Below are 14,634 nucleotides of genomic sequence, written 5' to 3'. Positions count from 1 at the left end.
CAGATTCCCTGTGGCGAGCGGGCTTGCCCCGCGTTGGGGTGCGAAGCGCCCCCAATCCAGCAAAACGCGGTGTACCTGATGCTGCTCAGCGCCTGGTTTTGGGGCTGCTGCGCAGCCCAACGCAGGACAAGCCTGCTCGCCACAGGGAGTCTGCGCTTAACTGAACGGCATTAGGGCTTGCCCGCTCGCCACAGGTCTGTAGTCGTCGTTAGTGGCTGTGTGGAATATAGTCCGACCAGCTTTGTCGCCTTTTCTTACGAGTTGCTGCAGAGCTGGCACCCTTGTTGCACCTACCCCTGATAACTGCTGCGTAGTGTCAAAAATTTGCGGGTTGTCGGAGAGAGAAGGTCATGAGCCAGGGTATTGAGTTCAATCGGTTGATGTTGGATATGCGCTCCATGCAAATGGACGCCATGGCCCGGCCGAAATCCGTCGCACCCGTGCCGGAATTGGGCCAAAGCAATTTTGCCGACATGCTCGGTCAGGCCATCAACAAGGTCAGCGACACCCAGCAAGCCTCCAGCCAGTTGGCCACCGCGTTCGAGATCGGCAAAAGCGGCGTGGACCTCACCGATGTGATGGTCGCCTCGCAAAAAGCTAGCGTTTCCTTTCAAGCCTTGACCCAAGTGCGTAACAAAGTGGTTCAGGCTTACCAAGACATCATGCAGATGCCGGTTTAAGGGCGAGAGTTAAGTCATGGCAGAAGCAGTCACCGATAACGTACCCGCCAAGGCAGGTGGCAAGCCGCCGCTGTTTGGCCTGTCGTTCCTGGAAAACCTCTCGGAAATGACCATGCTGCGTCAGGTAGGCCTGATGGTCGGCCTGGCAGCGAGCGTGGCGATTGGTTTTGCCGTGGTGCTGTGGTCGCAGCAACCCGATTACCGTCCGCTGTACGGCAGCCTGGCGGGCATGGATTCCAAGCAGATCATGGAAACCCTCGCCGCAGCCGACATCGCCTATACCGTAGAGCCCAATTCCGGCGCCCTGCTGGTCAAGGCCGATGACGTGGCCCGTGCCCGCATGAAGCTGGCCGCCGCTGGCGTGACGCCGTCCGACAGCAATATCGGTTTTGAAATCCTCGACAAGGACCAGGGCCTGGGCACCAGCCAGTTCATGGAAGCCACCCGCTACCGTCGTGGCCTGGAAGGCGAACTGGCACGCACGATCTCCAGCCTGAACAACGTCAAGGGCGCCCGTGTGCACCTGGCGATTCCGAAAAGCTCGGTGTTTGTGCGTGATGAGCGCAAGCCCAGCGCCTCGGTATTGGTCGAGCTGTTTTCCGGCCGCTCCCTGGAGCCTGGCCAGGTACTGGCGATCGTCAACCTGGTGGCCACCAGCGTTCCCGAATTGAGCAAGTCGCAAATCACCGTGGTCGACCAGAAGGGCAACCTCTTGTCCGACATGGCCGAAAACTCTGCGCTGACCCAGGCCGGCAAGCAGTTCGACTACAGTCGCCGCATGGAAAGCATGCTCACCCAGCGGGTGCATAACATCCTGCAACCGGTGCTGGGCAACGACCGCTACAAGGCCGAAGTGTCCGCCGATGTTGACTTCAGCGCCGTCGAGTCGACCTCAGAGCAGTTCAACCCGGACCAGCCCGCGCTGCGCAGCGAGCAATCGACCAGCGAACAACGTACCGCCAGCAGTGGCCCGCAAGGTGTGCCGGGTGCCCTGAGCAACCAGCCACCGACGCCGGCCACTGCCCCGCAAACCACCGGTGGTGCCGCCGCGACGGCGGGCGCCATTGCCGCCGGGCAGCCGCTGCTCGACGCCAACGGCCAACAGATCATGGACCCGGCCACCGGCCAGCCGATGCTCGCGCCATACCCGGCGGACAAGCGTAACCAGTCCACCAAGAACTTCGAGCTTGACCGTTCCATCAGCCATACCAAGCAGCAGCAGGGCCGCATCAATCGCCTGTCGGTGTCGGTGGTGGTCGATGACCAGGTCAAGGTCAACGCCGCCGATGGCGCCGTGACCCGTGCGCCGTGGACCGCCGACGAATTGGCGCGCTTCACCCGCCTGGTGCAGGACGCCGTCGGTTTCGACGCCAGCCGTGGCGACAGCGTCAGCGTGATCAACATGCCGTTCTCTGCCGAGCGTGGCGAAGTCATCGCTGAAGCGGCGTTCTACACCCAGCCGTGGTTCTGGGACATCGTCAAGCAAGTGCTGGGGGTGTTGTTCATCCTGGTGCTGGTGTTCGGTGTGCTGCGTCCGGTGCTCAATAACATCACCGGCAACGGCAAGAAACAACTGGCCCTGGCCGGTGGCGACGTCGAGTTGGGTGGCATGGGCGGTCTGGACGGCGAACTGGCCAACGACCGCGTCAGCCTCGGCGGCCCGCAAAGCATCCTGTTGCCCAGCCCGAGCGAAGGCTATGACGCTCAGCTGAACGCAATCAAGAGTCTGGTAGCAGAAGACCCGGGCCGTGTGGCCCAGGTCGTGAAAGAGTGGATCAACGCAGATGAGTGATAATCGAGCCGCTGTTGCCAAGCTCTCCCGAGTCGACAAAGCCGCCGTGCTGCTGCTGTCGCTGGGGGAAACCGACGCCGCCCAGGTGCTGCGTCACATGGGGCCCAAAGAGGTCCAGCGCGTGGGCGTGGCCATGGCGCAGATGCGCAATGTGCACCGTGAGCAAGTCGAGCAGGTGATGAGCGAGTTCGTCGAGATTGTCGGCGACCAGACCAGCCTGGGCGTCGGCTCCGACAGCTACATCCGCAAGATGCTCACCTCGGCGCTGGGCGAAGACAAGGCCAACGGCCTGATCGACCGCATCCTGCTCGGTGGCAACACCAGCGGCCTGGACAGCCTCAAGTGGATGGAGCCGCGCGCGGTGGCCGACGTGATCCGCTACGAACACCCGCAGATCCAGGCCATCGTCGTCGCGTACCTGGACCCGGACCAGGCCGGCGAAGTGCTCGGTCATTTCGACCATAAGGTGCGCCTGGACATCATCCTGCGCGTGTCGTCGCTGAACACCGTGCAACCGGCGGCCCTCAAAGAACTCAACACTATTCTGGAGAAGCAGTTCTCCGGCAATTCGAATGCCTCGCGCACCACCCTGGGTGGCATCAAGCGCGCGGCCGATATCATGAACTTCCTCGACAGCTCGGTCGAAGGCCAGTTGATGGACTCTATCCGCGAGATCGACGATACCCTGTCCGGCCAGATCGAAGACCTGATGTTCGTGTTCAACAACCTCTCCGATGTCGACGACCGTGGCATTCAGGCGTTGCTGCGCGAGGTGTCCTCGGACGTACTGGTGCTGGCGCTCAAGGGCTCCGACGAGAACGTCAAGGAGAAGATCTTCAAGAATATGTCCAAGCGCGCGTCCGAACTGCTGCGCGACGACCTGGAAGCCAAGGGGCCGGTACGCGTCAGCGACGTCGAAACCGCGCAGAAGGAAATCCTCACGATTGCCCGCCGTATGGCCGAAGCCGGAGAAATCGTTCTCGGCGGGAAGGGCGGCGAAGAAATGATTTAAGGCGCTGCCCATGTCGAGCAAAGATGAAACGCCCAGCGACCTGATTCGCGCGCGGGACGTGGGCGGGTTCGACATCTGGTCGTTGCCCAGCTTCGACCCGCACGTGCCGGAGCCCGAACCCGAGCCGGTGGTGCAAACCCCGGTGGAGATGGAGGAAGTGCCGCTGGATGAAGTCCAGCCGCTGACCCTCGATGAGTTGGAGGCCATCCGCCAGGAGGCCTACAACGAAGGCTTCGCGGCGGGCGAAAAGGACGGCTTTCGCAGCACCACCCTCAAGGTGCGCCAGGAGGCCGAGGTGGCATTGGGTGTCAAGCTCGCCAGCCTGGAGCGCCTGATGGACGGGCTGTTCGAACCGATCGCCGGGCAGGATGCGCAGATCGAAAAATCGATGGTCGCACTGGTGCAGCACATCACGCGCCAAGTGATCCAGCGCGAACTGGTGCTGGACTCCAGCCAGATTGAAGGCGTCATGCGCGAAGCGCTCAAATTGCTGCCTCTGGGCGTCGGCAACGTGCGGCTGTACATCAATCCGCAGGACTTCGAGCAGGTCAAAGCCTTGCGCGAGCGCCATGAAGAAACCTGGCGCATCGTCGAGGACGCCGCGCTGCAGCCCGGTGGCTGCCGAGTCGAGACCGAACACAGCCGCATCGATGCCACGGTTGAAACCCGCATCAGCCAGATCATGGCCAAGTTGCTCGACCAGCAGCACGAACAGGCCATGAACCCGGGCGAACCCGATATCAGTATCGACCTGGACCGCCCGGATGCGCCTTGATCGCACCAGCTTCGCCAAGCGCCTGGGCGGTTACGCCGAGGCCACGCAGTTGCCCGGCCAGCCGATTCTGGAAGGGCGCCTGCTGCGCATGGTCGGCCTGACCCTCGAAGCCGAAGGCCTGCGCGCCGCCATGGGCAGCCGCTGCCTGGTGATCAACGACGACAGCTACCACCCGGTGCAGGTCGAAGCCGAAGTGATGGGCTTCTCCGGGAGCAAGGTATTCCTGATGCCGGTCGGCAGCGTTGCCGGCATTGCCCCCGGTGCCCGCGTGGTGCCGCTGGCCGACACCGGCCGCCTGCCCATGGGCATGAGCATGCTCGGCCGCGTGCTCGACGGCGCCGGTCGTCCGCTCGACGGCAAGGGTGGCATGAAGGCCGAGGACTGGGTGCCGATGGACGGTCCCACGATCAACCCGCTCAATCGCAACCCCATCAGCCAGCCACTCGACGTGGGCATTCGCAGCATCAACGGATTATTGACGGTTGGCCGCGGCCAGCGTCTGGGCCTGTTTGCCGGTACCGGCGTGGGTAAATCGGTGCTGCTGGGCATGATGACGCGCTTCACCGAGGCCGACATCATCGTGGTGGGGCTGATCGGTGAACGTGGCCGTGAGGTCAAGGAGTTCATCGAGCACAGCCTTGGCCTGGAAGGCCTCAAGCGTTCGGTGGTGGTGGCATCGCCGGCCGATGATGCGCCGCTGATGCGCTTGCGCGCGGCCATGTACTGCACGCGCATCGCCGAATATTTTCGCGACAAGGGCAAGAACGTGCTGTTGCTGATGGACTCGCTCACGCGTTTCGCCCAGGCCCAGCGGGAAATCGCCCTGGCCATCGGCGAGCCGCCAGCGACCAAGGGTTATCCGCCGTCCGTATTCGCCAAGTTGCCCAAACTGGTGGAGCGCGCCGGTAATGCCGAGGCGGGCGGGGGCTCGATCACCGCGTTCTACACGGTATTGTCCGAAGGCGATGACCAGCAGGACCCGATTGCCGACTCGGCGCGGGGCGTGCTCGACGGCCATATCGTGCTGTCCCGGCGTCTGGCCGAGGAAGGGCACTACCCGGCCATCGATATCGAAGCCTCCATCAGCCGGGTAATGCCGTCGGTGGTGACGCCGGAGCACATGGCCCGGGCCCAGCAGTTCAAGCAACTGTGGTCGCGCTATCAACAAAGCCGCGACCTGATCAGCGTGGGGGCCTACGTGGCCGGCGGTGATCGCGAGACCGATCTTGCGATTGCCCTGCAACCGCAACTCGTGACCTACCTGCGCCAGGGCCTCAACGACAACATCAGCATGGGCGAAAGCGAGGCTCACTTGCAGTCGATTTTCGCCCCCGCGCCGGGCGGCTAAGCCATGGCCAACTCGCGTTCTGCACGCCTTGCGCCGGTGGTGGAGATGGCCGAAAAGGCCGAAAAAGCTGCGGTGCAGCGTCTGGGGTATTTTCAGGGGCAGGTCCGCCTGGCCGAAAGCAAGCTGGGCGACCTTGAACGCTTTCGCGGCGAGTACCAGCAGCAGTGGATCGACCGTGGCAGCAAGGGCGTGTCCGGCCAGTGGCTGATGGGGTACCAGGGTTTTCTCAACCAACTGGAAACCGCCGTCGGCCAGCAGCGCCAGAGCCTGGCCTGGCATCAGAACAACCTCGACAAGGCGCGCGAAAGTTGGCAGGCCGCCTATGCCCGGGTCGAGGGCCTGCGCAAGCTGGTACAGCGTTACATCGACGAAGCGCGCGCGCTGGAAGACAAGCGCGAGCAGAAGCTGCTCGATGAGCTGTCGCAACGTCTGCCTCGCCAGTCCCCGTTCTGAATGTGGCAGGGGCTCTCGTGCAATTGATTTGCTGTGTTGCTCGGATTCCTTTGAGCTGCTAAACCTGTGTCACATTGCCAATGACAAGGAAGCAGTAAATGTCAGTCGAAAAAAAAGTATCCATGGACGGGAAGACGTTGACGATCGTGATCAAGGGCCGCTTCGATTTCAGCAGCCACCAGGATTTTCGCAACGTTTATGAAGACGTTTACCCCAAGCCCGAGACAGTCGTGGTGGACTTGAAGGAAACCACCTACATGGACAGCTCGGCCCTGGGCATGCTTCTGTTGCTGCGCGACCATGCGGGGGGCGACAAGGCCTATATCCGTGTGGTCAACAGCAGTTCCGACGTGCGCAAGATCCTCGCCATTTCCAACTTCGACAAACTGTTCGATATCGAATGAGTGTCCAGGCCCCCGTGCTTGAGGCGCTGACGATTCTGATCGCCGAAGACAGCGCCGCCGACCTGCTGTTGCTGTCGACCATCGTGCGGCGACAGGGTCATCAGGTGCTCACCGCCACCAACGGCGCTGAAGCGGTCGAGGTGTTCACCCGTGAACGCCCGCACCTGGTATTGATGGATGCGCTGATGCCGGTAATGGACGGTTTCGAGGCAGCGCGGCGCATCAAGCAACTGGCGGGGGAAGCGCTGGTGCCGCTGATCTTCCTCACCTCCCTGCGCGAAAGCGAAGCCCTGGCACAGTGCCTGGATGCCGGCGGCGACGACTTTTTGGCCAAACCCTACAACCCGGTGATCCTCGCGGCCAAGATCAACGCCATGGACCGTCTGCGTCGCCTGCAGGCCACGGTATTGCAGCAGCGCGACTTGATCGCCAAGCATCATGAATACCTGCTGCACGAACAGCGGGTGGCCAAGGCGGTGTTCGACAAGGTCGCCCATTCGGGCTGCATCAACGCGGCGCCGAACATCCGTTACCTGCAATCGCCCTATGCGCTGTTCAACGGCGACCTGCTGCTGGCGGCCTACACGCCGTCGGGTGACATGCACGTGCTGCTCGGCGACTTCACCGGCCATGGCTTGCCTGCAGCGGTGGGCGCCATGCCGCTGGCTGAAGTGTTCTACGGCATGACCGCCAAGGGCTATGGCCTGGCTCAGACCTTGCGCGAGATGAACGCCAAGCTCAAACGCATCCTGCCGGCGGACATGTTCTGCTGTGCCACGCTGCTGTGCCTGAGCACCCAGCGGCGAGCGGTGGAGGTGTGGAATGGCGGCATGCCCGAGGGCTATGTGCACGAGGTCGCCACGGGCAAGCGCACGCCGTTGATGTCACGGCATTTGCCCCTGGGCGTGCTGTCGGCGGAGCAGTTTGACGACAGCACCGAGGTCTGGCCGATGGCCTTGGGCGACCGTGTGTTTTTGCTGTCCGATGGCGTGCTCGACACCGCCGACACCAACGAACAATTATTTGGTGCCGAGCGCTTGCTGCAGGTATTTGCCGCCAATCGCGAACCGGACCGCCTGTTCGAAGACATCGAGCAGGCGCTGGCGGCATTTCGCGGCGAGGTGCGCGATGATGTGAGCATGGTGGAAATCACCCTGCAGGCTGGTCAGTCGCTGCGTGCGACCGGGCCTTTGTATGCCGACAGCGGCCAGTCGTGTCCGCTGGACTGGTCGGTGAGTTTCGAGTTTCGCGCCGACACGCTCAAGCGTTACAACCCGTTGCCCTACCTGCTGCAACTGCTGCTGGAAATCCACGGCCTGCGCGAGCAGAGCGGGGCGCTCTACAGCGTGATGGCCGAGCTGTATTCCAATGCGCTGGAACATGGCGTGCTGGGGCTGGACTCGCGGCTCAAGCGCGATGCCGAGGGGTTTGCGCAGTATTACCGTCTGCGCAACGAGCGGTTGGCGCAACTGGACACGGGATTTGTGCGCGTGCATGTGCAGGTGGTGCCCACTGATACCGGGGGCACCCTGAGCTTGCGCGTTGAGGACAGTGGTCAGGGCTTTGACGTGGAGCAGATACTGGCGCGGCCGCTGGATATCGACCGTCTGTCTGGCCGGGGGCTCAGCCTGGTGCGTCAATTGAGCAGCACTGTAGGCTGGTCGGATGGCGGGCGCAGTGTATGCGTGGAGTTTTGCTGGGGGGCTCTGGCATAATCCGGCGATTCTTGATCAAGGAGCGAGCAAGTGGTTGATGTTCATATGGACCCGCAGGTGTTGGCGGGTTTGCAGGAGGTCATGGAGGGGGAGTATCCGCATTTGCTGGATACCTTTTTGCATGACTCTGAAGAGCGGGTGAAGGCGCTGCACAAGGCGGGTGGTGATACGCAGGCGTTGCGGCAGATTGCGCACAGTTTCAAGGGGAGCAGCGGGAACCTGGGAGCGGTGCAGTTGGCCTTGTTGTGTCAGGAGTTGGAGATGGCGTCGGCGGGGGATATTGGCGGGTTGGTGGATCAGATTGACCGCGAGTTTGCTCTGGTTCGGGCCATGTATAAGCGCGAGCTGCAGCGGGTTTTTGCGGGGTGATTGGGTTCCGCCCTTACGGCGGAGGCGATCATTCTTGGCCCGGCTGAAGGGGCTCCCTGATTAAAAGCAAGAGTGCGGCGGCCTTGGAGCCGACCGGGATTGTTTGCCTCCCACATTTGAATCTCCATTTGTCTGATGGATATCACACCGCTTTTGATCTGCTTTGCTCCGGCTCTTGAGCTCAGGCGACCCGTTAACCACGCTGGCCGAACGAAGGCTTGAATCCGTGGGTAACCCGGCAGGACACCGGGTTAGCGCACTGGCCCAGTGCGGCGATATATATCCAACCAATCCAACCTGGCCCAACTCTTGCTTTATCTCCACAACTGCATCCCATGACCCCCATGCAGTTGGAGACCCTACTTATGCCAGTCGCCCCCAACGCCCTCCTTCAGGCTGCCCCTGCGGCCAAGCCTCAAGCGCCCGTCGCCGTTTCATCTTCAGTGGCGGCGGACCCCCGGGATAAAGGCCCTGGCTTCGCTCAAGTGTTCGCCAACCAAGCGTCAAAACCTGCCGCAAAACCCGACGCCAGCCCGGCCAAACCCACGCGCGACAAGCCTGTCGAAAGCCCGGCCAAGCCGGTTGCCGACAGCGACAAACCTGCCGCCAGCACGCCGGCGGTTGCCGATAGCGGCAAACCCTTGCCTGCCACGCCGCCAGCCAAGTCCGACGACAGCGCCAGCAGTGACGACGACAAACCCACCGACCCGGCCCTGGCGCAACAACCGCCGGCCGATCCGGTAGTCGACCCGGCCCTGGTGGCCACGCTCACGCCAGTGGCTTTGCCGGTGCCGCCGGAAACGCCGACCCCGATTGCCGCCAAGCCCGACAAGGCTGACAAGACGCAACCTGCGGTCGCAGCGCCTGTCGCGGCAACCGATGCAGCCAAGCCTGCCTTCGACCCCGCCGCCGACCCGCTGGACGATATGCCCGCCGTGCGTTTGGCGATGGAACAGGGCGGTCACGTGTCCGCCAGCAGCCAGGCGCCGCAGAAGGCCGCACCGACTACCTCCACCCAGGATCAGCCAACCGCCGCGCAGACATTTGCCGCCGGCATCGCCACCCTGGTGGACCAGCAAGCCGCCAAGGGCAGCACCCATCAGGGCGGCGAGAAGGCGTTCGGCGCGTTGATCGATGACGGTCTCAAGGACCTGAAAAACGCCGGCAGCGATACCCGCGTCGATAACTTCGCCGATCGCCTGGCCGCGCTGACCCAGGCCGCCACCCCGAAAACCGCCAATGCGCTGCCGCCGGTAGCCAACGCACCGTTGGCGATGCACCAGAGCGGCTGGACCGAAGAGGTGGTCAACCGCGTGATGTACCTCTCCAGCGCCAGCCTCAAGTCGGCCGAGATTCAGTTGCAGCCGGCCGAGCTGGGGCGTCTGGACATCAAGGTCAACATGACACCGGATCAGCAGGCTCAGGTGACGTTCATGAGCGGTCACGCCGTGGTGCGTGAAGCGTTGGAAAGCCAGTCCGGCCGCCTGCGCGAGATGTTCGCTCAGCAGGGCATGGGCCAGGTGGACGTGAACGTGTCCGACCAGTCCCGTGGTCAGGAGCAGCAACAGCAACAGCAGAACCAGATGCGCGGCGTGAGTGGCGGCGCACGGGGTGGCAGGGCCGACAGTGCTGACCACGCGGAAGTCACCGCTGCCACAGCGCCGGTAACGACCAGCGTGATCGGCTCCAGCGCCGTTGATTACTACGCCTGATTAAATGTGGGAGGGGGCTTGCTCCCTCCCACATGGATATGTGCCTGTCTACCAGACAATTCTGGCATAACACTTGCTCTTGCCTTTCCGTAGATCTATGAATCCCAGAATAGTGACGGATTATTGGCATGGCGAAGAGCGAAGACGCAGCACAAGCACCCGAAGGCAAGGTCAAGGGGAAGGGCAAACTCAAGCTTATCCTGATGATCGTCCTGGGTCTGCTCCTGGCCATTGGTGCTTCAGTGGGCGGCACCTGGTACATCATGCACAGCAGTGCCAGCAAACCGGCCCCCGTCGCCGAGGCCGCCACCAACGCCAAGCAGCCGGCTATCTTCGAGCCGATGCTGCCGGCCTTTGTCGCCAACTACAATCAGAACGGCCGTCAACGCTACCTGCAGGTGAGCATGACGCTGTTGGCGCGTAATCAGGCGGACCTGGATGCGCTCAAGGTGCATATGCCGGTGATCCGCAACAACCTGGTGATGCTGTTATCCGCACAGGGCTTCGACAGCCTGGTGACCCCGGTTGGCCAGGAAATGCTGCGCCAGAAAGTCACCGCCAGCGTGCAGGAAGTGTCCCAGAAGGAACTCGGTAAAGTCGCCGTCGAGCAAGTGCTCTTCACTAATTTCGTATTGCAGTAGGATCACGACATGGCCGTGCAGGACCTGCTGTCCCAGGATGAAATCGATGCGCTGCTGCATGGCGTGGACGATGGTCTGGTACAGACCGAAATGGTTGCCGAGCCCGGCAGCGTCAAAAGTTATGACCTGACCAGCCAGGATCGCATCGTCCGTGGGCGCATGCCGACCCTGGAGATGATCAACGAACGTTTCGCCCGCTACACCCGCATCAGCATGTTCAATATGCTGCGTCGCTCGGCCGACGTGGCGGTGGGCGGCGTGCAGGTGATGAAGTTCGGCGAGTACGTGCATTCGCTGTACGTGCCCACCAGCCTCAATCTGGTCAAGATCAAGCCGCTGCGCGGCACCGCGCTGTTCATCCTCGACGCCAAGCTGGTGTTCAAGCTGGTGGACAACTTCTTCGGTGGCGACGGTCGCCACGCCAAGATCGAAGGCCGCGAATTCACCCCTACCGAATTGCGTGTGGTGCGCATGGTGCTGGAGCAGGCCTTCATCGACTTGAAGGAAGCCTGGCAGGCCGTCATGGAGGTCAATTTCGAGTACATCAATTCGGAAGTGAACCCGGCCATGGCCAACATCGTCGGACCGAGCGAGGCTATTGTGGTGTCGACGTTCCACATCGAACTCGATGGCGGCGGCGGCGATCTGCACGTGACCATGCCGTACGCGATGATCGAACCGGTGCGCGAGATGCTCGACGCCGGCTTCCAGTCCGACGTTGACGACCAGGACGAACGTTGGGTCAAGGCCCTGCGCGAAGACCTGCTCGACGTCGACGTACCGCTGAGCGCCACCGTGGCCCGTCGCCAGTTGCGCCTGCGCGATATTCTGCACATGCAGCCCGGCGACGTGATTCCGGTCGAGTTGCCGGAAGAAATGATCATGCGCGCCAACGGCGTGCCGTCGTTCAAGGTCAAGCTCGGTTCCCACAAGGGCAACCTGGCGCTGCAGGTGATCGAGCCGATCAACCGGCGCTGATCCCCCTCTTTTTATGAATGTTTGCTTCGCCGAGGACATGTAATGGCTACCGAACACGAAAACACTTCCGCCGAAGACCAGGCCCTGGCTGACGAATGGGCAGCGGCCCTGGAAGAAACCGGCGATGTCGGCCAGGACGATATCGACGCGCTGCTGGCCGCCGATGCCGCCACCGCGCCCGCCGGCAAGCGCCTGGCGATGGAAGAATTCGGCAGCATGCCGAAGAACAATGACCCGGTGAGCCTCGACGGTCCCAATCTGGACGTGATCCTTGACATTCCGGTGTCGATCTCCATGGAAGTGGGCAGCACCGAAATCAACATCCGCAACCTGCTGCAGCTCAACCAGGGCTCGGTGATCGAGCTGGACCGCCTGGCCGGTGAGCCGCTGGATGTGCTGGTCAACGGCACGCTGATCGCCCACGGCGAAGTGGTGGTGGTCAACGAAAAGTTCGGCATCCGCCTGACGGACGTGATCAGCCCGAGCGAACGCATCAAGAAGTTGCGCTGACATGAAGTATTCACTGGCGGGACTGTGTCTGGCGCTGCCATTGAGCGCCCTCGCGGCCGAACCTGTGGCGAAGGCGGCCGCGCCCGTGGTCGGCGGCAGTGTCGGCGGGCAACTGACCCAGCTGGTGCTGGGGTTGCTGCTGGTGGTAGGGCTGATCTTCGTGCTGGCTTGGGTGATGCGCCGCATGCAGCGTATCGGCCCCGGCAATGGCCAGGTGATCGAGATGATCGGCGCGCGTGCGCTGGGGCCGCGGGACCGGCTGGTGCTGGTGCAGGTGGGCGGCGAACAGATCTTGCTGGGCATCACGCCGGGCCGTATCACCCCGCTGCACGTGCTCAAGAACCCGGTGAACGTGGACACGTCCACGCCTGCCACGCCGGAATTCGCTCAGCGCCTGATGGAGTTGCTGGGCAAGGATCAGAAGGATAAGAAGTAATGCGCGTTTTATTGACGCTCATGCTGTTGCTGGTCGCGCCACTGGCGCTGGGCGCCGACCCGTTGTCGATCCCGGCGATCACCCTGGGCACCAACGCAGCCGGCGCGCAGGAGTATTCGGTCAGCCTGCAGATTTTGCTGATCATGACCGCGCTGAGTTTTATCCCGGCGTTCGTCATGCTGATGACCAGCTTTACGCGGATCATCATCGTGTTCTCGATCCTGCGCCAGGCCCTGGGCCTGCAGCAGACGCCGTCGAACCAGATCCTCACTGGCATGGCGCTGTTTTTGACCATGTTCATCATGGCGCCGGTGTTCGACAAGGTGAACCAGCAAGCCCTGCAACCCTATCTGGCCGAGACCATCACCCCCCAGGTCGCAATCGACAGGGCCCAGGGTCCGATCAAGGACTTCATGCTGTCGCAGACGCGCTCCAGCGACCTTGAGCTGTTCGTGCGCCTGTCCAAGCGCACCGACATTGCCACCCCGGATCAGGCGCCGCTGACCATCCTGGTGCCGGCGTTCGTCACCTCGGAGCTCAAGACCGCGTTTCAAATCGGCTTCATGATCTTCATCCCGTTCCTGATCATCGACCTGGTGGTGGCGAGCGTGTTGATGGCCATGGGCATGATGATGCTGTCGCCGCTGATCATCTCGTTGCCGTTCAAGATCATGCTGTTTGTGCTGGTGGACGGATGGGCGCTGATAATCGGCACCCTGGCCGGCAGCTTCGGAGGGGTATGAGGCCATGACGCCAGAAGTAGCGGTCGACCTGTTCCGTGAAGCGCTGTGGCTGACCACCATGATGGTCGCCGTGCTGGTGGTGCCGAGCCTGTTGGTGGGCCTGCTGGTGGCGATGTTCCAGGCCGCGACCCAGATCAACGAACAGACCCTGAGCTTCCTGCCGCGCCTGCTGGTGATGCTGATCACGCTGATCGTCGCCGGCCCGTGGCTGGTGCAAACCTTCATGGAATACATCCTGCAGCTGTACGGCAGTATTCCGCAGTTGATCGGCTGAGCCCATGCAATCGCTGCTGGCGTTGACCGACACCCAGATCAGTACGTGGGTTGCCTCGTTCATCCTGCCGCTGTTTCGCGTCACAGCGATGCTGATGGCGATGCCGGTGTTCGGTACCACCCTGGTGCCCCGGCGTGTGCGTCTGTATTTTGCGGTGGCTATCACGGTGGTGATCGTGCCCGGTCTGCCGCCGATGCCGCCGGTCAACGCGCTCGACCTCAGTGCCTTGCTGCTGATCGCCGAGCAGGTGCTGATCGGTGCCATGCTGGGTTTTTCCCTGACCCTGTTCTTCCAGGCCTTCGTGGTCGCCGGGCAAATCATTTCGGTGCAGATGGGCATGGGCTTCGCGTCCATGGTCGACCCTACCAATGGCGTCTCGGCAGCAGTGATCGGGCAGTTTTTGACGATGCTGGTGACCTTGCTGTTTCTGGCCATGAACGGCCACCTGGTGGCGTTCGAGGTGCTGACCGAAAGCTTCACCACCTTGCCGGTGGGATCGGGGCTGGTGGTCAATCATTTCTGGGAAGTGGTGGGGCGCCTTGGCTGGGTGCTGGGCGCCTCGCTGTTGCTGGTGCTGCCGGCCATCACCGCGTTGCTGGTGGTGAACATCGCGTTCGGCGTGATGACGCGCGCGGCGCCGCAGTTGAACATTTTCTCCATCGGTTTCCCGCTGACCCTTGTAATGGGCATGGTCATCTTTTGGGTCGGCCTGGCTGACATTCTCAATCAGTATCAACCGCTGGCGACCGACGCCCTGCAGTTTTTACGTGACCTGGCACGGGCGCGCTGAGC

The 14,634-nt window shown here is 62.4% G+C and carries 17 protein-coding genes; all 17 read left to right on the top strand.

Features of this window, described 5'->3' with window-relative positions:
- Positions 1 to 350 precede the first annotated feature (350 nt).
- Positions 351 to 680, top strand: coding sequence for a flagellar hook-basal body complex protein FliE (gene fliE, locus H045_RS13065; protein WP_003230964.1), 330 nt, complete (start codon positions 351 to 353; stop codon positions 678 to 680).
- Between the two features lie 16 nt (positions 681 to 696).
- Positions 697 to 2,472, top strand: coding sequence for a flagellar basal-body MS-ring/collar protein FliF (fliF, locus tag H045_RS13060; protein ID WP_003230965.1), 1,776 nt, complete (start codon positions 697 to 699; stop codon positions 2,470 to 2,472).
- Positions 2,465 to 3,484, top strand: a complete 1,020-nt coding sequence (gene fliG / locus H045_RS13055) for a flagellar motor switch protein FliG (RefSeq protein WP_003230967.1) — start codon at positions 2,465 to 2,467, stop codon at positions 3,482 to 3,484. The genes fliF and fliG overlap by 8 nt, the downstream gene beginning before the upstream one ends.
- A gap of 10 nt (positions 3,485 to 3,494) precedes the next feature.
- Complete coding sequence (gene fliH, locus H045_RS13050) at positions 3,495 to 4,259, top strand: flagellar assembly protein FliH (protein ID WP_015372591.1); 765 nt, start codon at positions 3,495 to 3,497, stop codon at positions 4,257 to 4,259.
- Positions 4,249 to 5,607 carry a flagellar protein export ATPase FliI gene (fliI, locus tag H045_RS13045; RefSeq protein ID WP_003230971.1) on the top strand — a complete coding sequence of 453 codons (1,359 nt, stop codon included), beginning with the start codon at positions 4,249 to 4,251 and terminating at the stop codon, positions 5,605 to 5,607. The genes fliH and fliI overlap by 11 nt, the downstream gene beginning before the upstream one ends.
- 3 nt (positions 5,608 to 5,610) lie before the next feature.
- Positions 5,611 to 6,060: a flagellar export protein FliJ gene (fliJ, locus tag H045_RS13040; RefSeq protein ID WP_003230974.1), complete on the top strand. Its 450-nt coding sequence runs from the start codon at positions 5,611 to 5,613 to the stop codon at positions 6,058 to 6,060.
- A gap of 98 nt (positions 6,061 to 6,158) precedes the next feature.
- A complete protein-coding gene (locus H045_RS13035; RefSeq protein ID WP_003230976.1) occupies positions 6,159 to 6,464 on the top strand; it encodes an STAS domain-containing protein in 306 nt (101 codons plus the stop codon).
- A complete protein-coding gene (locus H045_RS13030; protein ID WP_032869863.1) occupies positions 6,461 to 8,179 on the top strand; it encodes an ATP-binding SpoIIE family protein phosphatase in 1,719 nt (572 codons plus the stop codon). The genes H045_RS13035 and H045_RS13030 overlap by 4 nt, the downstream gene beginning before the upstream one ends.
- 30 nt (positions 8,180 to 8,209) lie before the next feature.
- Positions 8,210 to 8,548 (top strand): Hpt domain-containing protein, encoded by a 339-nt coding sequence (locus H045_RS13025; RefSeq protein WP_003230980.1) that lies wholly within the window; start codon positions 8,210 to 8,212, stop codon positions 8,546 to 8,548.
- A 365-nt stretch (positions 8,549 to 8,913) separates the two neighbouring features.
- Complete coding sequence (locus tag H045_RS13020; RefSeq protein WP_041931510.1) at positions 8,914 to 10,260, top strand: flagellar hook-length control protein FliK; 1,347 nt, start codon at positions 8,914 to 8,916, stop codon at positions 10,258 to 10,260.
- A gap of 128 nt (positions 10,261 to 10,388) precedes the next feature.
- Positions 10,389 to 10,901 carry a flagellar basal body-associated protein FliL gene (gene fliL, locus H045_RS13015; RefSeq protein ID WP_003236883.1) on the top strand — a complete coding sequence of 171 codons (513 nt, stop codon included), beginning with the start codon at positions 10,389 to 10,391 and terminating at the stop codon, positions 10,899 to 10,901.
- A 9-nt stretch (positions 10,902 to 10,910) separates the two neighbouring features.
- A complete protein-coding gene (fliM, locus tag H045_RS13010; protein WP_003236882.1) occupies positions 10,911 to 11,879 on the top strand; it encodes a flagellar motor switch protein FliM in 969 nt (322 codons plus the stop codon).
- Positions 11,880 to 11,921: 42 nt separating this feature from the next.
- Positions 11,922 to 12,389, top strand: coding sequence for a flagellar motor switch protein FliN (gene fliN, locus H045_RS13005; protein ID WP_003236880.1), 468 nt, complete (start codon positions 11,922 to 11,924; stop codon positions 12,387 to 12,389).
- A 1-nt stretch (position 12,390) separates the two neighbouring features.
- Positions 12,391 to 12,825, top strand: coding sequence for a flagellar biosynthetic protein FliO (fliO, locus tag H045_RS13000; protein ID WP_003236878.1), 435 nt, complete (start codon positions 12,391 to 12,393; stop codon positions 12,823 to 12,825).
- Positions 12,825 to 13,568, top strand: coding sequence for a flagellar type III secretion system pore protein FliP (gene fliP, locus H045_RS12995; RefSeq protein WP_003236875.1), 744 nt, complete (start codon positions 12,825 to 12,827; stop codon positions 13,566 to 13,568). The genes fliO and fliP overlap by 1 nt, the downstream gene beginning before the upstream one ends.
- Before the next feature lie 4 nt (positions 13,569 to 13,572).
- A complete protein-coding gene (gene fliQ, locus H045_RS12990; RefSeq protein WP_003214552.1) occupies positions 13,573 to 13,842 on the top strand; it encodes a flagellar biosynthesis protein FliQ in 270 nt (89 codons plus the stop codon).
- Positions 13,843 to 13,846: 4 nt separating this feature from the next.
- A complete protein-coding gene (fliR, locus tag H045_RS12985; protein ID WP_003236874.1) occupies positions 13,847 to 14,632 on the top strand; it encodes a flagellar biosynthetic protein FliR in 786 nt (261 codons plus the stop codon).
- Positions 14,633 to 14,634 lie beyond the last annotated feature (2 nt).

Origin of the sequence: Pseudomonas poae RE*1-1-14 (assembly GCF_000336465.1) — a bacterium.
Classification (GTDB): Bacteria; Pseudomonadota; Gammaproteobacteria; order Pseudomonadales; family Pseudomonadaceae; genus Aquipseudomonas; species Aquipseudomonas poae.
Note: the sequence above shows the minus strand (reverse complement) of the source record. Positions and strands in the feature narration are given on the sequence as shown.